Source organism: Trinickia sp., from assembly GCF_051961175.1.
Classification (GTDB): Bacteria; Pseudomonadota; Gammaproteobacteria; order Burkholderiales; family Burkholderiaceae; genus Trinickia.
The window spans coordinates 1-24,926 of sequence record NZ_JBQCDN010000295.1 but is presented as its reverse complement, the minus strand read 5'-3'; the positions used below and the strand labels follow the sequence as shown (position 1 = coordinate 24,926).

The following is a 24,926-nucleotide window of genomic DNA, read 5'->3' as shown; positions in this document are numbered from 1 at the left end:
CGACTAACCAACGCGGGCGATGGTGTCGCCCACAGCGGCAAGGATCTATTCAGCGATGAGACATGAGATGAAGGTCAGGGTGCGCGAGGGGGACCGCGCAGGGGCAAATGCGCCGCGGGCGGCTCGCCTCCGGGTGCATTGTCGGCCCGTCTGGGCACCGGCGCGGGGCCCGTTGCGAACCGGCGCTCGCCTGGGCGGGCAGATCGCGTGCCGGGGGTATCAGTTGTCAGATTTGCAATCATTGATTAAAATGCAATCAATGATTAATGGAGGGTCCCCGCATGGCGAGTATGACGATTCGCAATATCGACGAGCAGCTCAAATCCCGCTTGAGAGTACAAGCGGCACACCATGGGCGTTCGATGGAAGACGAGGCTCGGGACATTCTGCGCGCGGCGCTCTCGACAGAAGGAGAGGGCGGGCGGCAAAGCCTGATCGAGTCCATTCGCAGTCGCATTTCGCCGCTTGGTGGAGTGGATCTGGACTTGCCGGCTCGCGAGACGATCCAGGACCGAGTGGATTTGGGCGCATGATCATTCTGGATACGAACGTCCTGTCCGAAACCTTGAGATCCGCGCCCGATCCGCGGGTGATCGAGTGGCTTCGCGCTCAGCGGCGTGCGGCGCTCTTTACCACCACGATTACTCGCGCCGAAATTCTCTATGGCCTCGGGTTGTTGGCCGATGGCTCTCGAAAGCAAGCGCTCTCGGCCGCGATTCAGGCGATCTTCGAGGAGGATTTCGCCGGCCGGCTGTTGAGCTTCGACAGCGATGCCGCGGATCTCTATGCGACGATTGCCATCTCACGCAAGGGCGCTGGGAAGCAGATCAGCCAGTTCGATGCCATGATCGCCGCCGTCACACGATCCGCGGGCGCGACGCTGGCGACGCGAAACGTCAAGGATTTCGTCGACTGCGGGATTGCTGTCATCGATCCATGGGCGGATTGACCGGTGCGCATGTGCTACCCGTCGTATTGATGTTTCTTCAGGCGGCTCGGCTCTCTGCCGCTTGACTTGCGTCTAGGCTTCGCGCCACGGTACCGCCGGTGAAAAGCGCCCGGCGATCCAATCGATGAATGCGCGTGTTTTCGCAGGCAGGAGCCGGTTCGAAGGCACGACGGCGTAAATCGCACCGTCATCGTGCGGTAACCACTCGGCGAGAACGGGCACGAGGGTGCCGGCCGCAAGCTCTCTTCCCACCAGCCAGTCCGTACTCAACATGATCCCCACCCCCTGCACGGCGGCATGCACGAGCGCTTCGGCGTCGTCCGATACGAGCGGCCCTTGTGCCCGAACCGTTACGCGTTCCCCCTTGCTATTGACGAACGTCCAATTGGGGTGAGAGGCCAAGCCGGTAAATACGAGGCAGGGCGCGCGCGCCAGATCCTCAGGCCGTGCCGGTTCGCCGTTGCGATCGAGAAATGACGGCGCGGCGCACAGCAGCCTCCGACGGGGCGCGATCCGTCGAGCCACGAGCCGTGAGTCGGCCAACTCTCCCAGACGAACCGCCACATCGAACCCCTCGGCCACGAGATCGACGAATCGATTCGAATACGACACGTCGATGCTCACCCGCGGGTGTGCCGCCATGAATTCGGACAGGTACGGGGCGATCCACATTCGTCCGAACGTGGCAGGCAACGCCAACCTGAGCGTGCCGCGCGGCTCCCCGCTGCCGTACGTCGTGGCTTCTTCTTCCGCATCCATCAGCGCTGCGCAGATCGCTTGCGAGCGAGTGAGAAAGGCTGCCCCGGCTTCGGTCAATGCCACATGCCGCGTGGTGCGCGTCAACAGCCGCACACCTAGACGCCGTTCGAGGGACTGCACTCGGCGCGATAGCACCGTGGCATCGCGGCCGAGCGCCGTCGCGGCCTTCGTGAACGAGCCTTGTTCCGCCACGGCTGCAAAGGCGGCAATTTGAGCGATCTGATTTCCGTCCGGCCATTGCTGCATGGTGTGCATGAGTGTTCTGTCGTGTTGCTAGTTTATATGGTCTGCATGCATGAGTAATCTTCTCTCAACCACCCGAAGGAGCCTGTCATGCAAGCCATCGAACTTTCAGCCCCCTCCCTGGACGCCTTGCGCGCCGTGACCTTGCCGCGGCCACAGCCGGGTCCTGGGCAGGTACTCGTGCGGATGCGCGCGGCCAGCCTCAACTTCATCGATCTGGCGGTGGCCACGGGGCGCTACCCTGTTCCCCGTTTTCCGCTCATCCCGGTGGCGGACGGCGCAGGCGAAGTGGCGGAGATAGGCGCGGGCGTCACTGAGTTCGCTGTCGGCGATCGGGTGATTCCGCACTCGAAGCCGCTCTGGCTCGGCGGTCCGGCACGAGCCGAAACCGGCTCGGCCACCCGCGGGGTGGTGTTGCCCGGTTCGTTGGCCGAATACGTGCTGTTGCCGGCGAGCGCACTCGTCCCCACGCCGGCGCATCTGAGCGACGAAGCGGCGGCCACGTTACCGATCGCGGCCACGACGGCGTGGCGCGGCTTGCGCGCGGCCAATGTGCGCCCCGGGTCTGTCGTCGCATTGATCGGCACGGGGGGCGTGAGTGTGTTTGCGCTACAGCTCGCCAAAGCGGCCGGCGCGACCGTGATCATCACCTCCTCGTCCGACGACAAGCTGGAGCGGGCGAAGGCGCTCGGTGCCGATTACACGATCAACTATCGGCGCACGCCGGCGTGGGACGAAGCCGTGCTCGATATCACCGGTGGCAACGGTGCCGATTTGGTCATCGAGACCGGCGGCACGCAGACGTTCGGCCGGTCGATCGACGCCGCGGCGATAGGTGCGACGGTATTCGTCATCGGCTTCGTCACGGGAGCGACGGCATCGGCCGATCTGATGACGATCATGACCCGAGCGTTGAATGTACAGGGCAACAACACGGGGCCGGTGTCCGACTTGCGCGATGTCGCGCGCGCCATCGCGGCGAGCAAGATTGTGCCAGCCGTCGATAAGATCTTCGGTATCGATGAAGTGCCGCAAGCCTATGGGTATCTCGCCGAAGGCGGCCGACACTTCGGCAAGATTGCTATCGCGCACTAGTGCGTCGCCTCGGAGTGGACTCGGAGTGGACGATGGCGCGTGCCGGGTATATAAGAGTTGGACGAGACCCAGGCGGCCCTCCGCCGCGGCCTCGCCCAGAACAGATCGACAGGAACGCCCACTATGACTCCCGATCCGAACCGGCCGAAGGAAGATTCCACGAATCCCGATGTCGACCATCTCAATGACGCACTCCATCACGTCGATACGCTGCTGTCGTCGGGCAATATTGCCGTCAGTGCGGCCAAGGGCATTCTTTACAGCCTGATCGAGACGCTCGGCGCGCTCGTCGGCGATCCCGACCTGCCGGAGCACAGCCGGGCGGGATACGAGGGCTTGCTCGAAACGGCGCGCGAAATGCGCGCGAAAGTCGGCAAATGACAAACGGGAGACAGGGCGGGTTCAAGAGGCCCAGCCTGCCTTGACGCCCGGCGCGGAGGCCTGAGGGGCCTCGGCCGGCAAGCCGTATCGGGCGCCGTGCACTTCGCGCTGCGCCTCCTCGAGCGTCCGCTCCACCAAACGAGGCTCGACTCCCTGCTAAAATGCGCTCGCCGCAATGTAGTGGATCGCAGATGAAATTGCTTGATGCCTTGGTCGAACAGCGCATTGCCGCTGCCGCCGCGCGTGGGGAGTTCGACGACTTGCCAGGTGCCGGGGCGCCACAGGAACTAGACGACGACTTACTCGTACCTGAGGAAGTCCGCGTCGCCAATCGCATATTGAAAAACGCCGGGTTTGTGCCGCCGGCGGTCGAACAGTTGCGCTCGCTGCGGCATCTTCAGGATGAACTGAATGCCGCGGGCGATCGTGCCACGCGGTGCCGGCTGCAAGCCAAGCTCCTCGCGCTCGATATGGCGCTCGAGTCGCTGCGCGGCGCGCCGACTGTCGTTCCGCGCGAATACTGCCGCCGCATCGCCGAACGGCTCTCCGAACGCGAGCTGCCCGACGAGGATGAGATCGCCGCCGTTCACCCGGCGGGGGTGTCGTGAGCGAACCGCTCGGATCCGGCGCTGCAGGCGCCTGCGCGAGCGTCGATACGCAAGTGGAGACGCAAGTGGAGACGCCAATCGATACGGTTGTCTCGGAGCGCGATCGCCGCTATATGGCACTGGCGCTCGATGCGGCCCAATCGGCTCGCGCGGCAGGCGAGGTGCCGGTAGGCGCCGTGCTGGTGCGGGGCGACGAAGTGATCGCGACCGGCTTCAACCATCCGATTGGCGGGCACGATCCTTCCGCGCATGCCGAAATGGCTGCGTTGCGCGCGGCCGCTCGCGCGTTGCAGAACTACCGGCTGCCCGGTTGCGAGCTTTACGTGACCTTGGAGCCGTGCCTCATGTGCTCCGGGGCGATCATGCATGCGCGCATCGCGCGTGTCGTCTTCGGCGCCCACGATCCCAAAACCGGCGCGTGCGGCAGCGTCGTCGACGCCTTCGCCAATCGTCAGCTCAATCACCATACGCAAGTGGCGGGCGGCGTGCTCGCGACCGAATGCGGCAACGCGCTCAAGTCCTTCTTCGCGGATCGGCGGCAGGCCATTCGCGCCGAGCGCGCGGCCGCTGCGGCGGGCGCTCAGGCGTGCCTGCCCGAGCAGCCGGTCTGAACGCCGTGCCGGGCTGCCTGCGTCCCAACGTTTAGAAGGCAATGAGGCGGTTATGCTCCGTGCGCGTACCATCGAGATCGTCGCTCCCTCCGGTTATCCGCATGACGCGTCCGCTGCGGCCCGCGGCGTCGCCCGGCTCGTCGCGCAGGGACATCGTGTGGTAGGCGAGGAGCGGGCGCAGCGCCGCCATCAGCGCTTCGGCGGGACTGACGCTCAGCGCGCGCAGGATCTGAACGGCCTCGCCGATCCCGCTCATCCACTCCCCGATATCGTCCTTGCGTTGCGTGGCGGCTATGGCGCCGTACGCGTTCTCGATGCGCTCGATTATGCGGGTTTGAAGCGCCGGCTTGCGAATGCGCCGGTCGCCCTATGTGGCCATAGCGATTTCACGGCCATTCAATTGGCGCTCTTCGCGCGCGCGGGCATCGTGACGTTCGGCGGCCCCATGCTGGCCCCCAACTTCGGTGCCGAGACATTCAGTACGTTCATGAGCGAGGCGTTTTGGCGCGCGCTTGAATCGCCGAAATTCACTGTACGGGAAGCGGCCGCGCAGCCCGTGCAAGTCGATGTGAGCGGCACGCTCTGGGGCGGCAACCTGGCCATGATCGCCGCACTCGTCGGCACCCCGTACATGCCGCAGATCGACGGCGGCATCTTGTTTCTGGAAGATGTCAACGAACACCCGTACCGCGTCGAGCGCATGCTTTATCAGCTGCATCTCGCTGGCCTGCTGGCTCGCCAACGCGCGCTGGTCTTGGGCGATTTCACCGGCAGCAAGCTCTCGCCCTACGATAACGGCTACGACTTCGCGTCGATGGTCGAACATATTTGCGCTCTCACCGGGCTGCCTATCGTGACGGGGCTGCGTTTCGGTCATGGCGCCGATCTCGTTACGCTGCCCTTTGGTGCACAGGCTCGTCTCCAGGCCGGGCACGATGGTTTTTCATTGACGGTCACGGGGCATCCTGTCCTTCGCTGAAGACCACCGGGCGACATGGCCCGGGGCCGCGGTCCAATTGCAATCACCTAGGATTGTTGACAATTTATCGAGTCGTTGTATGCAGTAATTCGGTGCGCGCAGCGGATAGAAGTGCACGTCGGTAGTGCGTGCATGCACCAAACCATTGATTTGGCGGGGAAACAACTTGATTGAATCTGCGCGGCGCAGCAAAATAAATTGTTGACAATCTTTATGTCGAATCTACTATAGCCATCATGCCGACGACGAAATTGTCCGAGCCCGCTACCCCGGCAGCGATTGCCGAACGGATCCGCGATGCCATCCTGGAGCACCGTCTGGAGCCCGGGGCGAAGCTCACGGAGGCGCAGTTGTGCGAGGTGTTCGCCGTGAAGCGCGGCACGGTGCGCCAGGCGCTGTCGCTGCTCGCCACCGAGCACCTGGTCGATCTGGAGCCGAATCGAGGCGCCTTCGTGGCCAGCCCTTCGCTCCAGGAGGTGCATGAAGTGTTCGAAATGCGCCGCATCATCGAGGGCGGCGTGATCGAACGGGTGTGCCGGGATCAAGGCGGGCAGGGCGCGGCGCATTTGAAGGCGATCGAGAAGATGATCGAACGGGAGCGCAAGGCATTCGAGCAGCGCGATTTCCGCTCCTGGATTCGTCTCTCGGGCGAATTTCATACCGCGCTGGCGACACTGACGGGCAATCGCGTGCTCTGCAACTGCCTGGCCGGCCTCGTGGCACGCTCGACGTTGATTTCGGCGCTCTACGAATCGCTTGGACGCAGCCCGTGTTCGTTCGACGACCACGCCGAGATCGTCGAAGCGATTCGCGCAGGCGAGACAGCACGAGCATCGGACCTGATGGCACGGCATTTGGAATCGGTCGAATTGAAGATGCTCGATCGGCCCGCGCGCGGCGCGGCCGACTTGCGGGAAGTGTTCGGCGCCTAAGGGCGCGCGCGCCGTATCAGGCGGCGGTACCGGATCGAAGATTTCCCTGCAGATACTTAGGATAACTAACTATCTTTCGGGGCGATGGCCGCAGGCGGCGCCGACTGCGGCCGGTTGCACGAGGCGCTCGATTGCGCGCCGGCATCGAGGATGCCGCGCGGTAATGCACTTGTCCTTCACCGGAGACGTTCATGCCTGATTTAACCGTACCCAGCGATGCCGGGCCACTCGGCTCGCCGTCCGCTCGTATCGATGCCGGTGTGCCCGCCGGCTACAGCGAGCGCTTATGCAATGCGGATCTCGCACCTCTGCGCGATCAGCATTGGGGGAGTTACAACATCTTCGCGTTCTGGATGTCGGACGTGCACAGCGTCGGCGGTTATGTGTTCGCCGGCAGCCTGTTCGCGCTTGGGCTGACGAGCTGGCAAGTGCTGATTGCGCTGCTCGTCGGCATTGGCATCGTCAATGTCTTCGCCAACCTGATCGCCAAATCGAGCCAGCGCAACGGCGTGCCGTATCCGGTCATCTGCCGGGCCACGTTCGGCGTGCTGGGCGCCAACATCCCCGCCGTGATCCGCGGCCTCATCGCCGTCGCATGGTATGGCATTCAGACGTATCTCGCGTCGAGCGCGTTCGTCATCGTCTTGCTCAAGTTCGCGCCGCAACTGATGCCCTATGCCGACGTGCATCGCCACGGGTGGCTCGGTCTATCGACGCTCGGCTGGGCCGGCTTCATGATGCTCTGGGTGCTGCAGGCGCTCGTCTTCTGGAACGGCATGGAGACGATCAAGAAGTTCATCGATTTCGCCGGCCCCGCCGTGTATATCGTCATGTTTATCCTGGCCGGGTACATGGTGGCGCGCGCCGGGATTTCCAACATTCATCTCAGTCTCGGCACGGTCAAATATCACGGCTGGGAGGCGTTGCCCGTGACGATCACGGCGATTTCGCTCGTTGTTTCGTACTTCTCGGGACCGATGCTGAACTTCGGCGATTTTTCCCGGTATTGCAAAAGCTATCAGAGCGTCAAGCGCGGTAACTTCTGGGGGCTGCCCGTCAATTTTCTCGCGTTCTCGCTCGTTACCGTCGTGACGACATCGGCGACACTGCCCGTGTTCGGCGAGATGATTACCGATCCCGTCGCGACGGTCGGCCGCATCGATCATCCGTTCGCTGTCGTGCTGGGCGCGCTGACGTTCATGATCGCCACGATCGGCATCAACATCGTCGCCAACTTCGTCTCGCCCGCGTTCGACTTTTCCAACGTGGCGCCCAAGCACATCAGCTGGCGTGCCGGCGGCATGATGGCCGCCGTTGCGTCGGTGTTCATCACGCCTTGGAATCTGTTCAATAACCCCGCCGTGATCCACTACACGCTCGACGTGCTGGGGTCGTTCATCGGGCCGCTGTATGGTGTCTTGATCGTCGACTATTTCATCGTCAAACGGCAGCGTGTCGTGCTGGACGAACTCTATTCGATGTCCGAGGCGGGCACGTACTGGTATCGCGGTGGCGTCAACCGCCGCGCCGTTGCGGCTGTCGTGGGTGCCGCGGTCATTGCCGTCATCTGCGTCATGACGCCGGCGCTCGCGCCACTCGCCAACTTCTCGTGGTTCATCGGTGTCGCGCTGGGCGGGGCGTTTTACGGGTTAGCGATGCGCGGCGCCCGCAATTGACCGATGGCCGACAATCGAACGCTCAAGGATGGGAGGGCAGCAGAATGAAGATCAAGCTCATCAATCCCAATACGACCGCTCGCATGACCGATACGATGGCGAGCTGCGCGCGCGCCATCGCCGCCGCCGGCACCGAAATCGTCGCGGCCACCTCGACGATGGGGCCCCCGTCGATCGAGAGCTGGTACGACGAGTCGCTCGCGCTGCCGGGGCTGCTGGCCCAGGTGGCGAGCGGCGAGCGCGACGGTGTCGATGGGTACGTGATCGCTTGTTTTGGCGACCCGGGGTTGTTCGCCGCGCGCGAACTCGCGCACGGCCCTGTCATCGGTATCGCGGAAGCGGCGATGCATGCGGCAAGCGTGATCGCGCCGAGTTTTTCGGTCGTCACGACGCTGGCCCGGACGACAGGCATGGCGTGGCATCTGGCCGAACGATACGGGATGAAGCGGTTTTGCCGTTCGGTGCGGGCGACCGACGTTGCCGTACTCGATCTCGATCAGCCGGGCAGTGCGGCGCGCGAGCTGATCATCGACGAATGCCGGCGCGCGCTGGAAGACGACGGCGCCGATGCGATCGTGCTCGGATGTGCCGGGATGGCCGATCTTGCGCGTGCAATCGAAGATGCGGTCGCGGCGCCCGTCGTCGAGGGGGTAACTGCCGCGGTCAAGTGGGCCGAGGCATTGGTTTCTCTGCGGCTGCGGACCGCCAAACGGGGCGAGTACGCTCGCCCGCTGCCAAAACGCTACGACGGCCCCTTGGCCGATTTCAGCCCTCGGAACGCTTGAGCGCACTGCCTGAGCCGCCGGCCATCGGCGCAATGCGTAAGCCGGCAACCCGCGCCGCCGGCTTACGCCCCCGGGCCGCTTTCCGGGGCAAGCCGGGGCTAAGCGCCGGCCGTACCGAAGGAGCCGGGGCTGCGGCGCGACATACGTCTGCGGTGACCTCCGTTATCGGCCTTCCTGTATGGGCGCGCATCGGCGTTTTATATACACTGATTCGACCGCATGGAACCGTCGCGGCGGGCCCTGGATTCGCCTTGGCGCCGCCGCCCGTTACCGATTCACCATTGCAACGTTTGCCTCGAACCTTTGCCTCGAACCTTTGCCATGACATCCGACTCCCGCTATCCGCGCGATCTGATCGGCTACGGCCGGCAACCCGTCCAGGCCGATTGGCCGGGGCGCGCCCGTGTCGCCGTCCAATTCGTCCTGAACTATGAAGAGGGCGGCGAAAACTGCGTGCTGCACGGCGATCCCGCCTCCGAGCAGTTTCTATCCGAAATTGTCGGCGCGGCCGCGTACCCGTCGCGCCACATGAGCATGGAGTCGATCTACGAGTACGGGTCGCGCGCAGGTGTCTGGCGCATCTTGCGCGAATTCGAGAAGCGCGGTTTGCCGCTCACGGTGTTCGGCGTCGGCATGGCGATCGAACGTCATCCCGAGGCGGCGCGCGCGTTCGTCGAACTGGGGCACGAAATCGCTTGTCACGGATGGCGCTGGATCCACTATCAAGACATGTCGCCCGAACGCGAGGCCGAGCACATGCGGCTCGGTATGGAGGCGATCGAGCGCGTGACGGGCGTGCGGCCGCTTGGGTGGTACACGGGCCGTGACAGTCCGAATACGCGCCGTCTCGTGGCCGAATACGGCGGCTTTCTGTACGACTCGGATTACTACGGCGACGATCTGCCGTTTTGGACGGAAGTCGAGGTGACGGGCGGAGAGACACGTCCACAGTTGATCGTGCCGTACACGCTCGATACGAACGATATGCGTTTCGCGACACCGCAAGGCTTTAACACCGCGGATCATTTCTTCACCTATCTGCGCGATGCATTCGACGTGCTTTACGAAGAGGGCGACGAAGCGCCGAAGATGCTCTCGATCGGGATGCATTGCCGGTTGCTCGGGCGGCCTGGACGATTTCGCGCGCTGCAACGGTTTCTCGATCATCTCGAGCGTCACGAGCGCGTTTGGGTCACGCGCCGCGTCGATATTGCGCGCCATTGGCGTACGCATCATCCCTATCAGCCCAAAACGGACCGCTCACGCGCGTGAAGCCGATGCAATATTCGCTGGAACAATTGAATTCGATGCCTCGGGATGCGTTCGAGGCGGCGCTCTCGGGCATCTTCGAACATTCGCCCTGGGTGCCGCAGCAGGCGGCCGGCGCACGGCCGTTCGCGAGCGTCGACGCGTTGTACGCGACGATGCGAGCGATCGTCGCCGATTCCGGCGAGGCCCGGCAGCTTGCGCTCATCAACGCGCACCCGGAACTGGCGGGCAAGGCCGCTGTACGCGGCGAATTGACGGCCGAATCGACGCGCGAACAAAGCGGCGCCGGCCTCGCCGAGTGTACGCAGGCGGAATTCGACAAGCTGCAGCGCTTGAACGCCGCGTATCGCGAGAAGTTCGGATTTCCGTTCATTCTCGCCGTGCGCGGCTACGACCGCGCCGGCATCATCGCGAACTTCGAAGCACGCGTGAACAACACGCGCGCCGATGAACTGCGCGCGAGCCTGGAACAGATTTACCGCATCGCACGGTTTCGCATCGACGATCTCGTGACGGCGTGACCCATAACGAATTGACAGACACGAAGGACGACGATGATGGCTCTTCCGATTCTCGACCCCAACGCTCCCGATTTCACGCGCCGCTATGTCAACCTCGCCGATCCACGGCTCGGTGCGCAGGCGCTCGAGGCGAGCGACGAATTCTTCGCGCCGAAAGAGCGCATGCTGAGCCCTGAGCCGGCCGTATTCATCCCCGGCAAGTACGATGATCACGGCAAGTGGATGGACGGCTGGGAGACGCGCCGCAAGCGTACGACGGGCTACGACTGGTGCATTGTCAAACTCGCGCGTGCGGGCGTCATCAAAGGGCTCGATATCGACACGAGCCATTTCACCGGCAACTTTCCGCCCGCGGCTTCGGTCGAGGCCGCGCGCGTCCCGGCCGGCGAGCAGCCGACCGGCTCGACGCAATGGACGGAAATCGTGCCGTCCACCACGCTGCAAGGCAACTCGCACCATTACCTCGAGGCGGCCGACGGCGAAGCGTATACGCACATTCGCTTGAATCTGTACCCGGACGGCGGTGTGGCACGCTTGCGCGTGTATGGCCAGCCGCAGGTGGACTGGGCGAGCGCGAGCCGTAGCGCGCCGGTCGATCTCGCCGCGATGGAAAACGGCGCGTATATCGTGGCCGCCAACAACCAACACTTCGGGGCCGCATCGAATCTGCTGATGCCGGGCCGGGGCGTGAACATGGGCGATGGGTGGGAAACGCGGCGGCGGCGCGAGCCGGGTAACGACTGGACGATCATCGCGCTTGCGCAGCCCGGTTCGATCACGAAGGTGGAAGTGGATACGGCCTTTTTCAAAGGCAATTACCCGGATCGCTGCTCGATCCAGGCCGCCTATGTGAAGGGCGGCACGGACAGCTCCCTGATCACGCAAGCGATGTTCTGGCCGACGCTGCTCGGCGAACAGAAGCTGCAAATGGACAAACAGCATTTCTTCGAAGCCGAACTGGCCGCGCTCGGTCCCGTCACGCACCTGCGCTTGAACATCATTCCGGATGGCGGCGTCTCGCGTCTGCGTGCGTGGGGCACCCTCGCATGAGCACCGGCACCGGCACAAGCACCGCGGCGCTCATGAAGACACTCGCGATCGAACCGCTCACGCGCGCGGCGTTCGCCCCGTTCGGCGACGTCATCGAACTGGCTGGCGCGCGTCAGATTCCGATCAATCTCGGCACGACGATGCGCTATCACGATCTGGCGCAGGTCGATGTCGCGGACGGCGGCGGGCGGCCGCTCGTGAACCTGTTCCGCGGCCAGCCGCGCGCGCTGCCGTTCGAAGTCACGATGCTGGAGCGTCATCCGCTTGGGTCTCAGGCTTTCGTGCCGCTGACGGACAAGCCCTACCTCGTCGTCGTCGCGCCCGCTGGCCCACTCGAGCCCGGAGCCGTACGCGCATTCGTCACGCGTGGCTGGCAGGGCGTCAACTATGCAAAAGGGGTCTGGCACCACCCGCTGATCGCCCTCGATGTCGTCAGCGATTTCATCGTGGTCGATCGCGGCGGAGAGGGGCCCAATTGCGACGAGCAAACACTGCCCGAGCCGCTATGGCTGACGGCCGAGGCGCTGGCGGACGCCGGCCGCTAGTCGCGCCAGCGCCGCTTGCCGCTGGCGCGCATCAACGATCCAAACGCCCGTGCCAGGTGGTTCGCACGGGCGTTTTTGCTTGATGTCTTACCTGGGCCGTAGCCCTTGCACACCCGCTATGTAGGAAAACACTGACAAACGCGCTGCCAGATATTACGCGAGGTTCAGCGCCGGCTGATTTGTTTATGAAGGGCGCTCGCCGATACTTTCGTCACAGGAAAGCGATTCGTACGACACATGACGGCACGAACGCTTCGAACCTTGAGCCACGGAGAGATCGCCATGAGCCGCTTCGCCAAAGACCTTCTCGAACTTCAACGCCTTTGCCTTGGTGGCTCCGGCGCGCTCACTCAACACCTGTTGCGCGAAATCGCGTGCAGCCTGATCGCGGCGGGCGTGGCCGACGAGCGCAGCGGCTGCTGAGCGCGCGTCGACGCAAACGTTTGCGGCGCAAGCGCAAGTTTTTAGTGACGGAAGCAGGTTCGTAGTACTTGATTCACGCGTTATCCGTCACCCTTTAATTCGAATCATAAACCAGCAGAGACAGTCATGAACGGTTGCGAGACACTTGAATCGATCCGCGAGATCAACCTGTCGTACCTTTCGCTCGCGCAACGGCTGTTGCGTACCGATCGCGCAGGCGGCATGGAGCGGCTCGGTTTATCGACGCAGGTGGCCGATGTCATCGCGAATCTGTCGGGGCCGCAGCTGCTGAAGCTGGCCGCTTGCAGCCAACTCGTGTGTTTCTTCCGGTTCAACGACCGCTCGATGTTGTCCACGCTGGCTGCCCCGGCAACCTCCGCCGCGCGGGCGCCGCATGTCGAAGCGTTGATGGCGCAAGCCGCCTGAAGCCCTGGCCGCCGTGCGCGGCCCCTCATCGATCCCTCTGCTATTGGAAGGCCCCTCGCATGCTGGAGGGGCTTTATTTCGTTCGGCGCGCGGTGACGGCCGATTGATGCATGGGTGCTGCCGCAGCCCGATGTTTTCCTGCGGCCGACAAGCGCGCTTATTGTCCCCTTATTGCTGCTTACCGGCGTTGAACCAAGCCGCGATCTTTTCGCGCTCATCGGGCGTCATCTTGGTGACGTTGCCGAGCGGCATGGCTTTAAGTACGACGGCCTGCTCATACAGCCGCTGCGCGTTCGTCGAAATCTCTTGCGGCGTATCGAACAGCACGCCGGCCGGCGCGCTGCCCATCAGCGTCGGATGGGCCGAGTGGCATGCGGCGCAACGTTGCTGCAAGATCGGCTGAATGTCCGAGAGCTTTACGACGGGGGCGTTGGCGGCTTGCGCTTGCTGCAGGACGGGCCGGGGCAGCGTGACGGCCAGCGCCAGGGCGAGCAGCGCGACGCCGCCAGCCGGCAGATACCACAGCACCTGCCCGCGATGGCGCATGACGAAGAACTGCCGAATCAACGCACCGGCGAACATGATGACGACCAGGACTACCCAGTTGTACGGATGCGTGTACGTCATCGCGTAGTGGTTCGAGAGCATCGCGAACACCACCGGCAACGTGAAATAGGTGTTGTGCACCGAGCGTTGCTTGCCGCGCTTGCCGTAGATCGGATTCGGCGCCTCGCCTTTGAGCATCGCATTCACCATCTTGCGCTGGCCCGGGATGATGACGAAAAAGACGTTGGCCGACATGATCGTTGCAAGCATGGCGCCGACGATGAGGTAAGCGGCGCGTCCCGAGAACACATGGCAAGCGAGGTAGGCGGCAACGAGCACATACACGCCGACGCAGAGGCCGAGCAGGCCATCCTTGTTTCCAAGCAGACGGCACAACGAATCGTAGACGATCCACCCCGCGGCCAGGAAAGCGAGCGCGGCCGCGACGGCTTCGACGGGGCTCATCGCGAGCACGTTCGGGTCGATCAGATACGTGCTGGGCGAGAACAGGTACAGCACCGTAAACAGACCGAAGCCGGACATCCACGTCGTGTACGACGGCCACTTCGACCAGTGCAGATCTTCGGGCATCTGCGCGGGCGCGACCATGTACTTTTGCATGTTGTAGAAGCCGCCGCCGTGCACGTGCCACAATTCACCGAACACGCCGCGCTCGACGAGCACCGGATCCTTCGGCTTCTTCAAGCTGTTGTCGAGTGCGACGAAATAGAACGACTCGCCGATCCAAGCGATGGCCACGATGACATGCAGCCAGCGAATCGTGAGACTCAGCCAGTCGGTGATAAAGCCTTCCATGAAATGCCTCCAAGCTCCTGATGTCGTTGTCTGTGTTCAGCTGCCGCGATAGGTGCTGTAAGCCCACGGCGAAACCAGGAGCGGCACGTGATAATGCGCGCCGGCATCGGCGATACCGAAGCGCAGTACGACGCGATCGACGAAGCGCGGTTGAGGCAGGTTCACACCCAGCGCCGCAAAGTAATCGCCGGCGTGAAAGACGAGCTCGTATTCGGCGGGGATCAGCGCATCGCCTTCGAGCAACGGCTTGTCGCAACGGCCGTCGTCATTGGTGATGGCCTTCGTGATCAGGCGCCGCGTGTCGCCATCGAGCCGGTACAGCTCGATGCCTATGCGGGCACCGGGACGGCCGTGCGCCGTGTCCAGAACGTGGGTAGTGAGCTTTCCCATTCGCAGTTTTCCTTGTGATGAACGCGAAAAGTATCGTGGGCGGCCCGATCCCATACGCAAGCGGCGGATCGAGGCTCCACGGCAGTGGCTACATACCCGTCGGCGATTTGATGCGAGCGCCGTGTCGCTATTCTAAGAAGTTGCGGGCGGCTCGCGCGCAAGCGATAGGAAAGATAAGGGCGGCCGCATAAGCCAAGCGCCCCATGCCTGCCGCCGTGCCGGTGCCCCGTTCGATGCGGCCGCGGCGCAACGCCAAAGCCAACGCCAATCAAACAAAAATGGACCCAATATATCGAAACGGTGAAGGCGAGTATCGCGAAATCGTACATTGCCAGTGCTATTTTGGCCCCCGATCGTTATGCCATCTGCCACACCTCTCCTTCAAGACGGAAGAATCGAATGACGAACGAACAGTCCATGCACGCAAGCGGTGCGGACCGCCCTCGAACGATGCTCGTCAAGCATGCGGATGTGCTCGTGACGATGGATGGGGCGCGCCGCGAACTGCGCGATGCGGGGCTTTATATCGAAGGCAACCGGATCGTGGCCGTGGACGCGACGAGCGAGTTGCCGAGTACGGCCGACGAAGTGATCGATGCGCGCGGACATCTCGTGATGCCCGGGCTCGTCAATACGCACCATCACATGTACCAAAGCCTCACGCGCGCGGTACCGGCGGCTCAGAATGCCGAGTTGTTCGGCTGGCTGACGAGTCTGTATCGGATCTGGGCCCATCTGACGCCCGAGATGATCGAAGTGTCGACACTGACCGCGATGGCGGAACTGCTGCTGTCCGGCTGCACGACGTCGAGCGACCATCTTTACCTATACCCGAACGGCAGCCGGCTCGATGACAGCGTCGCGGCGGCATCGCGCATCGGCATGCGGTTTCACGCGAGCCGCGGAAGCATGAGCGTCGGTCAAAAGGACGGCGGGCTGCCGCCCGATTCGATCGTCGAGCGCGAAGGCGATATCCTGGCCGACACGCAGCGGCTGATCGAGACCTACCACGACGACGGGCGTTATGCCATGCTGCGCGTCGTCGTCGCGCCGTGCTCGCCGTTTTCGGTAAGCCGCGATTTGATGCGGGAATCGGCGGCGCTCGCACGACACTACGGGGTATCGATGCATACGCATCTGGCCGAGAACGTCAACGACGTGGCGTACAGCCGTGAACGCTTCGGCATGACGCCGGCCGAGTACGCCGAGGATCTCGGCTGGGTGGGTGCCGACGTCTGGCACGCGCACTGTGTCCAGCTCGATGCGCCCGGTATCGCCTTGTTCGCGCGCACCCGCACCGGTGTGGCGCATTGCCCCTGTTCCAATATGCGGCTCGCGTCGGGTATCGCCCCGATTCGCCGGATGCGTGATGCCGGTGTGCCCGTCGGCCTCGGGGTGGACGGTTCGGCATCGAATGACGGCGCACATATGATGGGCGAGGCGCGGCAAGCCATGCTGTTGCAGCGCGTGGGGTTCGGGCCCAATGCGATGACGGCGCGCGAAGCATTGGAGCTGGCGACCCTCGGCGGCGCAGCGGTGCTCGGCCGCGATGACATTGGCGCGCTCGCGCCGGGCATGGCGGCCGATTTCGTTGCGTTCGATCAGCGCCAGCCGATTTTCGCCGGTGCGTTGCACGATCCGGTGGCAGCGCTCGTATTTTGTTCGCCGTCGCAGGTGTCGCTCAGCGTCATCAACGGGAAGGTCGTCGTGCGGGAGGGGCGTTTGACGACGCTCGAGCTCGCGCCGCTGCTCGAGCGTCACAACGCGCTCGCGCGCTCGGTCGGCGAGGCGGCGCGCGCAAGCTGAAGCGCGCGCATACCGTGTGCGCGACAGCTAGACGCGATCGACGAGCGTGCGTGTGGCATCGGCCACGAGGCTGCGTAGCCAGCGTACTTCGTCGGAGTAGTGGCAGCGCTCGTGCCACAACTGGTAGTACTGCATCGGCGGAAAGTCGAGCGGGGCGGGCAGGACCGTCAGCGGCAGGAACTTGGCGTAGTGATCGGCGAATAGCCGGGTGGTCGTAAAGATGAGGTCCGACTTGATCAGCACGTACGGCGCGAGATTGAAGTAAGGCAAGGTAACGACGACATGCCGCTTGAGCCGTTCCCGGGCAAGGTGAACATCGATCGCGCCGCGCTGGCCCACCGAGTACGGTGTAGGCGCGAGGTGCGGGGCGTTCAAATACTGATCGAGCGTGAGCGTGCCGCGCTTGGCGAACGGATGCGTGTTGCTCATCAGGCAGACGATCTCGTCGACGAACAGGTTCGATAGGTGCAACTGCTCCGGCGGCTCGGGCCAGTTGCCCACGACGACGTCGAGTTTGCCGTCCTCGAGCGCCAGTTCGTAATCGAACGAGGGGCCGAGCGAATGGAATTCGAGCTGTGCATTCGGGGCGGCTTGCCGGAAGCGCTCCACCACCGTCGGCACGAACAAGACGTTCAGGTAGTCGGGGCAGCCGATGCGGTAGCAGCGGATCGACGTCGCCGGATCGAAGTTGTGCTGCTGGAAGCGAATCCGCTCAATTTCGCGCAGCGCGTTCTGCACGGGCTCGAGCAGCCGCAGGCCGTACTCGGTCGGTACCATGCCGGACTTGCCGCGCACGAGCAGCGGATCGCCCGTGATGTCGCGCAAGCGGCGCAGTGCGGCGCTGATGGCCGGTTGCGATTGATTGAGCTTGACGGCCGCGCGCGTCACGCTGCGCTCCATCAAGAGGGTGTGCAAGACGCGCAAAAGATACGTGTCGATCGCCTCGCGTTGCTGACTCATGAATGGCTCCGATATATGTTTCGGCTGATGGGTGCGGGGTGGGAGTATCAGATTTTTAATATGTGCATGAGGCGGCGTCAAGCGCGCACATACCCGTGTGGCGCATCGGCCAACTCGGGTGTTCGTACGATATTGTCGGCTCGACGCTCGCGCCCGATTTGGGTATCGTCGGGCCACGGCCGGCGGTCACCGTGGCGCCAAGCGGTGCGTGACCAGAAGAGGCAGGCGGTACGAAGTGAACGGGGGGCGCGACGCGTTTCGAGCGCGTCGTGCGATAAACGCGATTAGCACTTTTAGCACTTGGCAGTAGTTCGACAGATCTCATGGGCGATCATTCACATTTCAACGGCCAGGCGGGAGCAGGGCAGTCGGTCGTGCCGCGGCTCGCCCTGACGGGCATCAGCAAGCAATATCCGTCGGTGAAGGCGAACGACGACGTGCATCTCGTCGTCGCGCCGGGCGAGATCCACGCGGTGCTCGGCGAAAACGGCGCCGGCAAAAGCACGCTGATGAAAATCATCTACGGCTCCGTGCGGCCCGATGCCGGCGAGATTCGCTGGGAGGGCGATCTCGTCGATATCGCGAGCCCTGCGCAGGCGCGCAAGCTCGGGATCGGGATGGTGTTTCAGCACTTTTCGCTGTTCGAGACGTTGACCGTGGGCGAGAACATCGCGTTGGCACTCGATGAGCGGTTCGATCTCGCCGCGCTCGGCAAGCGCATTCGCGACGTATCGGCCGAGTACGGTCTCGACATCGATCCGCAGCGGCACGTGCACAGCTTGACCGTTGGCGAGCGTCAGCGCGTGGAAATCGTCCGTTGTCTGTTGCAGCATCCGCGGCTCCTGATCATGGACGAGCCCACCTCGGTGTTGACCCCGCAGGCCGTGCGCAAGTTGTTCGAGACGCTTAAGCGCCTTGCCGCGCAAGGCTGCAGCGTGCTCTATATCAGCCACAAGCTCGATGAGATTCGCGAACTCTGCGATACGGCCACCGTCATGCGCGGCGGCCGGGTGACGGGGCACGTCACACCGCGCGAACAAACGCACGCCTCGCTCGCGCAGCTGATGGTCGGCCATGCGCTGCCGGACTACACGCGCCGCGCGCATGCGCCAGGCGAGGTGCTGCTCTCGGTGAAGGGTCTATCGGCGGCAAGCGACGACCCGTTCGGCACTTCGTTGAATAACGTGACGTTCGATGTGCATGCCGGCGAGATCTTCGGGATCGCGGGGGTATCGGGCAACGGCCAAGCGGAATTGCTGGCTGCGCTCTCAGGCGAGAAGCGTTGCGTCGCGCAGCCCGATGCCATCACGATCTGCGGCAAGCGCGCCGGACGGCTCGCGGCCGGTGCGCGCCGCCGCCTGGGCTTCGCGTTCGTGCCGGAGGAGCGGCTGGGACGTGGCGCGGTGCCAGCCATGTCGCTCGCCGATAACGCGTTGCTCACGGCGCATCGCCAACCCGGCATGGTCCGCCACGGCTGGCTCGGGACACAGGCGATGCGCGCGTTCGCGGCACGTTGCATCGAAGCGTTCGACGTGCGCTGCGGCGGCCCGGACGCGCTGGCCCAATCGCTCTCGGGCGGCAATCTGCAGAAGTACATCGTCGGCCGCGAGGTCCTGCAAGCGCCCAAGGTGCTCGTGGTGGCGCAGCCGACATGGGGTGTCGACGTCGGCGCGTCCGCGTTCATCCGGCAGCAGTTGCTCGATTTATCCGCCAAAGGGGTAGCGGTGCTCGTGATCTCCGAGGAACTGGACGAACTGTTCGACATTTGCGATCGGATCGCCGTGCTCGCGCGTGGCCGCATATCGCCGGCGCGCAAAACGGGCGAAACGAATGCAGAGGAGATCGGCCTATGGATGGCGGGCTTGTTCGGCGATCACGGCGCGGCTCCCCCTACCGAGCAGGCCCTGCATGCTTGACGCGACATCGGCACGGCACTGCTCGATCGAAAGAACGAACCGGTCGCCACTGCGGCCGGCGCCGATCGACGCCGGACCGATGCCTGAAATCGAACCCCCACGCTCGTATTGACTTATGTATTTTCCTTATCGACTCGAAGCCCGGCCGACGCCCTCCCGCGCGATGCGGCTCGCCGTGCCGCTCATCGCCGCGCTGCTGACGCTCGTATTCGGCTTTCTGATTTTCAGCCTCGTGGGGCGCGATCCCGTGCAGGCTATGCGCGCGTTCTTTATTGATCCGCTTGCCGATATCAATGGCTGGTCGGAGTTGCTGCTCAAGGCGTCGCCTTTGTGTCTGATCGGGCTCGGGCTTGCGGTCGGCTATCGGGCGAATGTCTGGAACATCGGCGCCGAAGGGCAGATGCTCGCCGGCGGCATCGCGGCGAGCGGCGTCGCGATCCATTTCGATCAAGCGAGCGGCGGATGGATCCTGTTTCTGATGATGACGGCCGGCGTGGTGGGCGGCATGCTGTGGGCGTCGATTCCGGCGTTTCTCAAGACGCGCTTCAACACGAACGAGATCTTGACGAGCCTCATGCTCACTTACGTCGCTGCTCAGCTGCTGATCTATCTCGTGAGCGGCCCGTGGCGCGATCCGCAAGGGATGAATTTTCCGCTGTCGGAGATGTTCTCGGGCGACGCACTGTATCCCACATTCGGCGGCGATTGGCGCTGGCACTGGCTGCGCGGCACACGGCTCAATGCGTCGATCTTTCTGACGCTGGCCGCGATCCCCGCCGTTTGGCTGTTCATGCGCAAGAGCTTTGCCGGCTTTCGCATGAACGTCGGCGGGCTGGCGCCGCTCGCCGCACGCTATGCGGGGTTCTCCGATGCGCGGACGGTCTGGATGTCGCTGCTGATCAGCGGGGCGCTCGCCGGTTTGGCGGGTATGGGCGAAATCGCCGGGCCCATCGGACAACTGCAGGCGACGTGGTCGCCCGGATATGGTTTCACGGCGATCATCGTCGTCTTCGTCGGCCGCCTGCATCCGATCGGCATCGTGCTTGCCAGTCTGCTGATGGCGCTGCTCTATTTGGGCGGAGAAGCGGTACAGACCTCGATGCAATTACCGCAGGCGCTCTCCGGGGTATTTCAGGGCCTGCTGCTGTTTTGTCTGCTGGGGGCGGACTTGTTCGTCAATTATCGCGTGCGCCGCGTGTCGCGCGTTGTGCATGGCTGAGCCGGCAAGCTGACCTTCCCATCGAACTCGAATTCGAACTAGAACGACCATGGATATTCAACAAGCTGGTTCGCTCGCGTCGAGCGCTGTCGTTGCCGCGATTCCGCTGATGCTGGCCGGTGCCGGCGAACTCGTCACCGAAAAGTCGGGCGTCCTGAATCTCGGCGTCGAAGGGATGATGCTGATGGGCGCCGTGACCGGCTATGCCGTCACCGTGACCACCGGCCATCCGTGGCTGGGCGTCGCCGCGTCGATCGGCGCGGGCGTCGCGATGGCACTCCTGTTCGCGTTTCTGACACTGACGATGCTCGCCAATCAAGTGGCGACGGGCTTATCGCTGGCCATCTTCGGCACAGGCTTGTCGGCCTATGTCGGCAAACCTTATACGTCGGCGTCGGCCAGCGCGACGATCGGAACGTGGCCGATCCCTGGGCTCGCGCACATCCCCGTGCTAGGCCCCGCGCTGTTTTCATTGACGCCGCTCGGCTATTTCGCGTTCGTGCTGTTCGGCCTCGTGGCGTGGTTCCTCTATCGGACGCGCGCGGGGCTCGTGCTGCGCTCGGTGGGCGAATCGCCGAGCGTCGCGCATTCGGTCGGTTTCCCGGTGGTCGGCGTACGCTATGGCGCGACGTTATTCGGCGGCGGGATGGCCGGGCTGGCCGGCGGGTATTACTCGATCGTCTATCTGCATCTGTGGCAGGAGCAATTGACGTCGGGCCGCGGCTGGATCGCCCTTGCGCTTGTCGTGTTCGCTACTTGGCGGCCCATGCGGCTGCTGGTCGGCGCGCTGCTGTTCGGCGCGGTCACGGGGCTGCAGTTCTATGCGCAGGCAGTAGGCGTGCCTGTGCCCACGCAATTCCTCGCGATGTTGCCCTACCTTGCGACGATCGTCGTCCTGGCAGTCATCTCGCGCAATCCGAATACGATCAAGCTCAATGCGCCTGCGTCGCTCGGCAAGCCTTTCTACGCGACGAGCTGAGCCGTCGTGCACAGCCTGGCCCTCGCCGGTGCCGCACGACAGATCGACCGATTCACCCACACCACTGGAGAAGTTCGATGAGAAAAAGAACGTTGACCTCGCTCGCCGCCGGCGCGGCGCTCGCGTTGAGCGCTGCGCTGATCCCTGCCGCGCGGGCGGCCGACGTGCCCGGTGTCGCATTCGTCTACCTGGGCAATCCGGGTGACGCAGGCTGGACCTATGCGCACGATCAAGGGTCGAAGGAGGCCGAGGCGCAGTTCGGCAAGAAGATCAAGATCACGCGCGTCGAGGACGTGCCCGAATCGGCCGATTCGGAACGTGTGTTCCGCGATCTGGCGAACAAGGGCAACAAGATCATCTTCGGCACGAGCTTCGGCTACCAGGACTTCGAACTGAAAGTCGCAAAAGACTTCCCCGACACGGTGTTCCTGCACGCGACGGGCTACAAGAAGGGTAAGAACTTCGGGACGTACGACGTACGCATGTACCAAGGTGCGTATCTCGCCGGGATCGTTGCGGGCCATATGACGAAGACGAACACCTTGGGCTTCGTCGCGTCCGTACCGATCCCCGAAGTGGTGCGCAACATCAATGCATACACGCTCGGTGCACGTTCGGTCAATCCGAAGGTGCATACGAAGGTCATCTGGATCAATAGCTGGTTCGATCCGGGCAAGGAAAAGCAGGCCGCCGAGACGTTGATCGGGCAGGGTGCCGATGTGCTGCTTCAGAATACCGATTCGAGCGCGACGCTCGCGACGGCCCAGGAGAAGCATGTGCATGCGTTCGGCTGGGATTCCGATATGAAGAAGTTCGGGCCCGATGCGGCGCTCGGCTCCGTCGTCGCGCATTGGGGCGTCTATTATCGCGCCGTGATCGCTCAGGTGCTGGACGGCAAATGGAAGAACGATCCCGTTTGGTGGGGCCTGCCGCAGCAAGCCGTGGATCTCGAAGGCCTGAACCCGGCGGTGTCCGCGGCGGCGCTGCAGGACGAGAAGAACGCGCGCAGCGCGATGGCGAGCGGCAAGCGCGATGTCTTCACGGGCCCGATCAAGGATCAATCGGGCGCCGTCAAGGTTGCGGCAGGCAAGACGCTGTCCGATCCGGAACTGCAACGCCTGAACTGGTACGTCGAAGGCGTGGACGGCTCGCTGCCGCACTAATGCGCCGGCATCCGTGAATGAGCGGGCTGAGCGGGGCGCGGATGAATCGGGCCTCGCCCGTGCTCAGTCTTCCAGGCGCATGCCCACTTTCAGCGTCACTTGCCAGTGCACGACGTTGCCGTTTTCGATGTGGCCGCGTGTTTCGGTGACCTCGAACCAGTTCAAATTGCGCAGCGTCTTCGAGGCGCGATCGATGGCGCATCGAACCGCGTCGTCGGTCGATGTCGTCGACGAACCGGTCAGTTCGATGTATTTGTAGACATGGTCGTTCATGAGTGGGCTCCCTTTCTCGTCGAGCATGAATAGACCAGTATAGGCAACGGCGTGTGCGCATGCCGATGACGGTGACCCTGCATGGCGTCATGGCGCACGTGCCGTTTCGATCGAAGGAGGAAGCAACGATGGACTTGGGATTTTGCGGGCCGGGCCTCATGGGCGCACCGATGATCCGGCACTTGTTGAATGCGGGGCACTCGGTCTGGGTCTGGAATCGCACGCGGGCGAAGGCGCAAGCGCTTGCCGCGGACGGTGCCCATGTCGTCGATACCCCGCGCGACCTCGTGGCGCATGCGCAAGCAGTGTTGCTTTGCGTGTCCGACACGCAGGCCGTCGAGGACGTCGTATTCGGGCTGGGCGGGTTGCTCGGTGAGGACGCGGCCGACGATGCGGGGCGCATGCGTTGGATCGTCGACCATTCGAGTATCGCACCGGCAGCCACGCGCGAGTATGCGGCGCGTGCGGCGCGGCGCGGGGTCGGTTGGATCGATGCGCCCGTGTCGGGCGGCGTACCCGGTGCGCAGGCCGGCACGCTCGCCGTCATGGCTGGCGGCAATGCAGCCGATATCGCCGCGCTCGAGCCCGTCATTCGCGCCTATGGCGCACGTGTCACGCATATGGGCGACGTGGGCGCGGGACAGATGACCAAGCTGTGCAACCAGGCGATCGTCTGTGCGACGGTGGCCGGTGTGGCCGAGGCCGTCGGGCTGGCGCAGGCCGCCGGGATCGACGCGGCCCGGCTGCCCGAGGCGCTGGCCGGCGGCTGGGCCGATTCCGTCTTGCTGCGCACGTTCGTGCCGCGCATGACCGAAACGGGCCATGAGCCCATTGGTTCCCTGAAGACGTTTCAGAAGGACATCGATACGGTGGCCGACGCCGCCCAAGCAACGGGCGCGGTCATGCCGGTGGCGGGCGCGGTGCAGCAGCTGTTGCGCCTGGGAGCGGCGATGGGGCTCGCGGAAGCAGGTCTGGCCGCATTTGTCGACATCCTGCGGCCGCGGGCAGGCCCGGCGCCTCGCGCCTGATCGGGCTGACGCACCGCGTGGCGCGTGGGTGCCCGACTGCGCTCAGCGGAACGAGCGAGGCGCGGCGTCTCCCGCATTTTGCCGGCGGGGGCCGCGGGTCACGGCGCCCGCACCGAACTCGGGCAGGATCTTGAGCCGCGCACGGCTCGCAAAGACGAGGAAGCCGAACCCGTTTGTCTCGTACCAGTAGCCGCCGTTCTCGAGGCCTTCGAGGGGCTGTTCGAGGGCATTGGCAATGGATTCGATGCAGCGGCGGCGCAGCTCGTCGACGTCAGGATAGGGCGGCTGGGCCCCGCGCACCGTACAGAGCAGTACATCGAGCCCGGGCAGCACGTGCTCGTAGAGCACCGGCTCGTCCTGGGCGCGCGCACGCGCGATTTTGGTATCGAGCTGGACAAACGGTTTGAACTGGCGCAGCACGGCGAGAAACGATTCTTTGCTATCCGCAGTTGCGCGCCTGCGCTTTCTCGGGAAGGACATAAACATTCGCCTGAAAAAGAGTTGCAAGAAACACAGCGTCCTCATGCGACCACTCCCGGCTCTCGCGCGCCGCACGTCCAATCTTTTATAGCATACGA

General features: G+C 63.9%; 28 protein-coding genes. 22 read left to right on the top strand and 6 right to left on the bottom strand.

What is annotated here, in order from left to right:
- Nucleotides 1-281 precede the first annotated feature (281 nt).
- Complete coding sequence (locus ACTHL0_RS17990) at nt 282-533, top strand: FitA-like ribbon-helix-helix domain-containing protein (protein ID WP_440568176.1); 252 nt, start codon at nt 282-284, stop codon at nt 531-533.
- Nucleotides 530-949, top strand: a complete 420-nt coding sequence (locus ACTHL0_RS17985; RefSeq protein WP_440568175.1) for a type II toxin-antitoxin system VapC family toxin — start codon at nt 530-532, stop codon at nt 947-949. The genes ACTHL0_RS17990 and ACTHL0_RS17985 overlap by 4 nt, the downstream gene beginning before the upstream one ends.
- Before the next feature lie 72 nt (nt 950-1,021).
- Here the strand turns inward: ACTHL0_RS17985 and ACTHL0_RS17980 are convergent, their stop codons facing one another.
- A complete protein-coding gene (locus tag ACTHL0_RS17980; RefSeq protein WP_440568174.1) occupies nt 1,022-1,963 on the bottom strand; it encodes a LysR substrate-binding domain-containing protein in 942 nt (313 codons plus the stop codon).
- A gap of 78 nt (nt 1,964-2,041) precedes the next feature.
- Between ACTHL0_RS17980 and ACTHL0_RS17975 the strand changes: the two genes are divergently transcribed.
- The 14 genes from ACTHL0_RS17975 (at nt 2,042) to flhD (ending at nt 13,252) form a co-directional block, all read left to right on the top strand.
- The gene (locus ACTHL0_RS17975; RefSeq protein ID WP_440568173.1) at nt 2,042-3,046 is read left to right on the top strand and encodes a zinc-dependent alcohol dehydrogenase family protein; all 1,005 of its coding nucleotides are present in this window, start codon (nt 2,042-2,044) and stop codon (nt 3,044-3,046) included.
- A gap of 123 nt (nt 3,047-3,169) precedes the next feature.
- Nucleotides 3,170-3,427, top strand: a complete 258-nt coding sequence (locus ACTHL0_RS17970; protein ID WP_440568172.1) for a hypothetical protein — start codon at nt 3,170-3,172, stop codon at nt 3,425-3,427.
- Nucleotides 3,428-3,618: 191 nt separating this feature from the next.
- A complete protein-coding gene (locus ACTHL0_RS17965) occupies nt 3,619-4,035 on the top strand; it encodes a DnaJ family domain-containing protein (protein ID WP_440568171.1) in 417 nt (138 codons plus the stop codon).
- A 53-nt stretch (nt 4,036-4,088) separates the two neighbouring features.
- A complete protein-coding gene (gene tadA / locus ACTHL0_RS17960; protein WP_440568181.1) occupies nt 4,089-4,646 on the top strand; it encodes a tRNA adenosine(34) deaminase TadA in 558 nt (185 codons plus the stop codon).
- 52 nt (nt 4,647-4,698) lie between these two features.
- On the top strand, nt 4,699-5,625 hold the full coding sequence (gene ldcA, locus ACTHL0_RS17955) for a muramoyltetrapeptide carboxypeptidase (RefSeq protein ID WP_440568170.1): 927 nt from the start codon (nt 4,699-4,701) through the stop codon (nt 5,623-5,625).
- A gap of 236 nt (nt 5,626-5,861) precedes the next feature.
- Entirely contained in the window at nt 5,862-6,557 is a 696-nt protein-coding gene (locus ACTHL0_RS17950; protein WP_440568169.1) for a GntR family transcriptional regulator, read from the top strand.
- Nucleotides 6,558-6,748: 191 nt separating this feature from the next.
- Nucleotides 6,749-8,233: an NCS1 family nucleobase:cation symporter-1 gene (locus ACTHL0_RS17945; RefSeq protein ID WP_440568168.1), complete on the top strand. Its 1,485-nt coding sequence runs from the start codon at nt 6,749-6,751 to the stop codon at nt 8,231-8,233.
- Nucleotides 8,234-8,277: 44 nt separating this feature from the next.
- Complete coding sequence (locus ACTHL0_RS17940; RefSeq protein WP_440568166.1) at nt 8,278-9,018, top strand: aspartate/glutamate racemase family protein; 741 nt, start codon at nt 8,278-8,280, stop codon at nt 9,016-9,018.
- Between the two features lie 321 nt (nt 9,019-9,339).
- On the top strand, nt 9,340-10,290 hold the full coding sequence (gene puuE / locus ACTHL0_RS17935; RefSeq protein WP_440568165.1) for an allantoinase PuuE: 951 nt from the start codon (nt 9,340-9,342) through the stop codon (nt 10,288-10,290).
- Complete coding sequence (gene uraD, locus ACTHL0_RS17930; protein ID WP_440568164.1) at nt 10,287-10,808, top strand: 2-oxo-4-hydroxy-4-carboxy-5-ureidoimidazoline decarboxylase; 522 nt, start codon at nt 10,287-10,289, stop codon at nt 10,806-10,808. The genes puuE and uraD overlap by 4 nt, the downstream gene beginning before the upstream one ends.
- A gap of 36 nt (nt 10,809-10,844) precedes the next feature.
- On the top strand, nt 10,845-11,858 hold the full coding sequence (gene alc, locus ACTHL0_RS17925; RefSeq protein ID WP_440568180.1) for an allantoicase: 1,014 nt from the start codon (nt 10,845-10,847) through the stop codon (nt 11,856-11,858).
- A gap of 32 nt (nt 11,859-11,890) precedes the next feature.
- On the top strand, nt 11,891-12,403 hold the full coding sequence (locus ACTHL0_RS17920; protein WP_440568179.1) for an ureidoglycolate lyase: 513 nt from the start codon (nt 11,891-11,893) through the stop codon (nt 12,401-12,403).
- Nucleotides 12,404-12,685: 282 nt separating this feature from the next.
- Nucleotides 12,686-12,826, top strand: a complete 141-nt coding sequence (locus tag ACTHL0_RS17915) for a hypothetical protein (protein ID WP_440568162.1) — start codon at nt 12,686-12,688, stop codon at nt 12,824-12,826.
- A gap of 126 nt (nt 12,827-12,952) precedes the next feature.
- Complete coding sequence (flhD, locus tag ACTHL0_RS17910; RefSeq protein WP_440568161.1) at nt 12,953-13,252, top strand: flagellar transcriptional regulator FlhD; 300 nt, start codon at nt 12,953-12,955, stop codon at nt 13,250-13,252.
- A gap of 168 nt (nt 13,253-13,420) precedes the next feature.
- Here flhD and ACTHL0_RS17905 read toward each other — a convergent pair whose 3' ends face one another.
- The gene (locus ACTHL0_RS17905; protein ID WP_440568160.1) at nt 13,421-14,614 is read right to left on the bottom strand and encodes a urate hydroxylase PuuD; all 1,194 of its coding nucleotides are present in this window, start codon (nt 14,612-14,614) and stop codon (nt 13,421-13,423) included.
- Between the two features lie 36 nt (nt 14,615-14,650).
- On the bottom strand, nt 14,651-15,004 hold the full coding sequence (gene uraH, locus ACTHL0_RS17900) for a hydroxyisourate hydrolase (RefSeq protein ID WP_440568159.1): 354 nt from the start codon (nt 15,002-15,004) through the stop codon (nt 14,651-14,653).
- Nucleotides 15,005-15,403: 399 nt separating this feature from the next.
- Between uraH and ACTHL0_RS17895 the strand changes: the two genes are divergently transcribed.
- Nucleotides 15,404-16,810 (top strand): 8-oxoguanine deaminase, encoded by a 1,407-nt coding sequence (locus ACTHL0_RS17895; protein ID WP_440568158.1) that lies wholly within the window; start codon nt 15,404-15,406, stop codon nt 16,808-16,810.
- 27 nt (nt 16,811-16,837) lie between these two features.
- Here the strand turns inward: ACTHL0_RS17895 and ACTHL0_RS17890 are convergent, their stop codons facing one another.
- Entirely contained in the window at nt 16,838-17,770 is a 933-nt protein-coding gene (locus tag ACTHL0_RS17890; RefSeq protein ID WP_440568157.1) for a LysR substrate-binding domain-containing protein, read from the bottom strand.
- 323 nt (nt 17,771-18,093) lie between these two features.
- Between ACTHL0_RS17890 and ACTHL0_RS17885 the strand changes: the two genes are divergently transcribed.
- The 4 genes from ACTHL0_RS17885 to ACTHL0_RS17870 all read left to right on the top strand — a co-directional run bounded on the left by ACTHL0_RS17885 (nt 18,094) and on the right by ACTHL0_RS17870 (nt 23,047).
- Nucleotides 18,094-19,686, top strand: a complete 1,593-nt coding sequence (locus ACTHL0_RS17885; RefSeq protein WP_440568156.1) for an ABC transporter ATP-binding protein — start codon at nt 18,094-18,096, stop codon at nt 19,684-19,686.
- 115 nt (nt 19,687-19,801) lie between these two features.
- Nucleotides 19,802-20,905, top strand: coding sequence for an ABC transporter permease (locus tag ACTHL0_RS17880; RefSeq protein ID WP_440568155.1), 1,104 nt, complete (start codon nt 19,802-19,804; stop codon nt 20,903-20,905).
- Nucleotides 20,906-20,954: 49 nt separating this feature from the next.
- The gene (locus ACTHL0_RS17875) at nt 20,955-21,884 is read left to right on the top strand and encodes an ABC transporter permease (protein WP_440568154.1); all 930 of its coding nucleotides are present in this window, start codon (nt 20,955-20,957) and stop codon (nt 21,882-21,884) included.
- A 77-nt stretch (nt 21,885-21,961) separates the two neighbouring features.
- On the top strand, nt 21,962-23,047 hold the full coding sequence (locus ACTHL0_RS17870; RefSeq protein ID WP_440568153.1) for a BMP family ABC transporter substrate-binding protein: 1,086 nt from the start codon (nt 21,962-21,964) through the stop codon (nt 23,045-23,047).
- A gap of 63 nt (nt 23,048-23,110) precedes the next feature.
- Here ACTHL0_RS17870 and ACTHL0_RS17865 read toward each other — a convergent pair whose 3' ends face one another.
- Nucleotides 23,111-23,320 carry a dodecin gene (locus tag ACTHL0_RS17865; protein ID WP_440568152.1) on the bottom strand — a complete coding sequence of 70 codons (210 nt, stop codon included), beginning with the start codon at nt 23,318-23,320 and terminating at the stop codon, nt 23,111-23,113.
- Nucleotides 23,321-23,448: 128 nt separating this feature from the next.
- Between ACTHL0_RS17865 and ACTHL0_RS17860 the strand changes: the two genes are divergently transcribed.
- Nucleotides 23,449-24,348: an NAD(P)-dependent oxidoreductase gene (locus ACTHL0_RS17860; protein ID WP_440568178.1), complete on the top strand. Its 900-nt coding sequence runs from the start codon at nt 23,449-23,451 to the stop codon at nt 24,346-24,348.
- A gap of 42 nt (nt 24,349-24,390) precedes the next feature.
- Here the strand turns inward: ACTHL0_RS17860 and ACTHL0_RS17855 are convergent, their stop codons facing one another.
- Nucleotides 24,391-24,873 (bottom strand): hypothetical protein, encoded by a 483-nt coding sequence (locus ACTHL0_RS17855; RefSeq protein WP_440568177.1) that lies wholly within the window; start codon nt 24,871-24,873, stop codon nt 24,391-24,393.
- Between the last annotated feature and the right edge of the window lie 53 nt (nt 24,874-24,926).

Excerpts from the sequence above, each read along its gene's own strand:
- ACTHL0_RS17990 (WP_440568176.1), top strand. The coding sequence starts at position 282 with ATGGCGAGTATGACGATTCGCAATATCGACGAGCAGCTCAAATCCCGC.
- ACTHL0_RS17985 (WP_440568175.1), top strand. The coding sequence starts at position 530 with ATGATCATTCTGGATACGAACGTCCTGTCCGAAACCTTGAGATCCGCG.
- ACTHL0_RS17980 (WP_440568174.1), bottom strand. The coding sequence starts at position 1,963 with ATGCACACCATGCAGCAATGGCCGGACGGAAATCAGATCGCTCAAATT.
- ACTHL0_RS17975 (WP_440568173.1), top strand. The coding sequence starts at position 2,042 with ATGCAAGCCATCGAACTTTCAGCCCCCTCCCTGGACGCCTTGCGCGCC.
- ACTHL0_RS17970 (WP_440568172.1), top strand. The coding sequence starts at position 3,170 with ATGACTCCCGATCCGAACCGGCCGAAGGAAGATTCCACGAATCCCGAT.
- ACTHL0_RS17965 (WP_440568171.1), top strand. The coding sequence starts at position 3,619 with ATGAAATTGCTTGATGCCTTGGTCGAACAGCGCATTGCCGCTGCCGCC.
- ldcA (WP_440568170.1), top strand. The coding sequence starts at position 4,699 with ATGCTCCGTGCGCGTACCATCGAGATCGTCGCTCCCTCCGGTTATCCG.
- ACTHL0_RS17950 (WP_440568169.1), top strand. The coding sequence starts at position 5,862 with ATGCCGACGACGAAATTGTCCGAGCCCGCTACCCCGGCAGCGATTGCC.
- ACTHL0_RS17945 (WP_440568168.1), top strand. The coding sequence starts at position 6,749 with ATGCCTGATTTAACCGTACCCAGCGATGCCGGGCCACTCGGCTCGCCG.
- ACTHL0_RS17940 (WP_440568166.1), top strand. The coding sequence starts at position 8,278 with ATGAAGATCAAGCTCATCAATCCCAATACGACCGCTCGCATGACCGAT.
- puuE (WP_440568165.1), top strand. The coding sequence starts at position 9,340 with ATGACATCCGACTCCCGCTATCCGCGCGATCTGATCGGCTACGGCCGG.
- alc (WP_440568180.1), top strand. The coding sequence starts at position 10,845 with ATGGCTCTTCCGATTCTCGACCCCAACGCTCCCGATTTCACGCGCCGC.
- ACTHL0_RS17920 (WP_440568179.1), top strand. The coding sequence starts at position 11,891 with ATGAAGACACTCGCGATCGAACCGCTCACGCGCGCGGCGTTCGCCCCG.
- ACTHL0_RS17915 (WP_440568162.1), top strand. The coding sequence starts at position 12,686 with ATGAGCCGCTTCGCCAAAGACCTTCTCGAACTTCAACGCCTTTGCCTT.
- flhD (WP_440568161.1), top strand. The coding sequence starts at position 12,953 with ATGAACGGTTGCGAGACACTTGAATCGATCCGCGAGATCAACCTGTCG.
- ACTHL0_RS17905 (WP_440568160.1), bottom strand. The coding sequence starts at position 14,614 with ATGGAAGGCTTTATCACCGACTGGCTGAGTCTCACGATTCGCTGGCTG.
- uraH (WP_440568159.1), bottom strand. The coding sequence starts at position 15,004 with ATGGGAAAGCTCACTACCCACGTTCTGGACACGGCGCACGGCCGTCCC.
- ACTHL0_RS17895 (WP_440568158.1), top strand. The coding sequence starts at position 15,404 with ATGACGAACGAACAGTCCATGCACGCAAGCGGTGCGGACCGCCCTCGA.
- ACTHL0_RS17890 (WP_440568157.1), bottom strand. The coding sequence starts at position 17,770 with ATGAGTCAGCAACGCGAGGCGATCGACACGTATCTTTTGCGCGTCTTG.
- ACTHL0_RS17885 (WP_440568156.1), top strand. The coding sequence starts at position 18,094 with ATGGGCGATCATTCACATTTCAACGGCCAGGCGGGAGCAGGGCAGTCG.
- ACTHL0_RS17880 (WP_440568155.1), top strand. The coding sequence starts at position 19,802 with ATGTATTTTCCTTATCGACTCGAAGCCCGGCCGACGCCCTCCCGCGCG.
- ACTHL0_RS17875 (WP_440568154.1), top strand. The coding sequence starts at position 20,955 with ATGGATATTCAACAAGCTGGTTCGCTCGCGTCGAGCGCTGTCGTTGCC.
- ACTHL0_RS17870 (WP_440568153.1), top strand. The coding sequence starts at position 21,962 with ATGAGAAAAAGAACGTTGACCTCGCTCGCCGCCGGCGCGGCGCTCGCG.
- ACTHL0_RS17865 (WP_440568152.1), bottom strand. The coding sequence starts at position 23,320 with ATGAACGACCATGTCTACAAATACATCGAACTGACCGGTTCGTCGACG.
- ACTHL0_RS17860 (WP_440568178.1), top strand. The coding sequence starts at position 23,449 with ATGGACTTGGGATTTTGCGGGCCGGGCCTCATGGGCGCACCGATGATC.
- ACTHL0_RS17855 (WP_440568177.1), bottom strand. The coding sequence starts at position 24,873 with ATGAGGACGCTGTGTTTCTTGCAACTCTTTTTCAGGCGAATGTTTATG.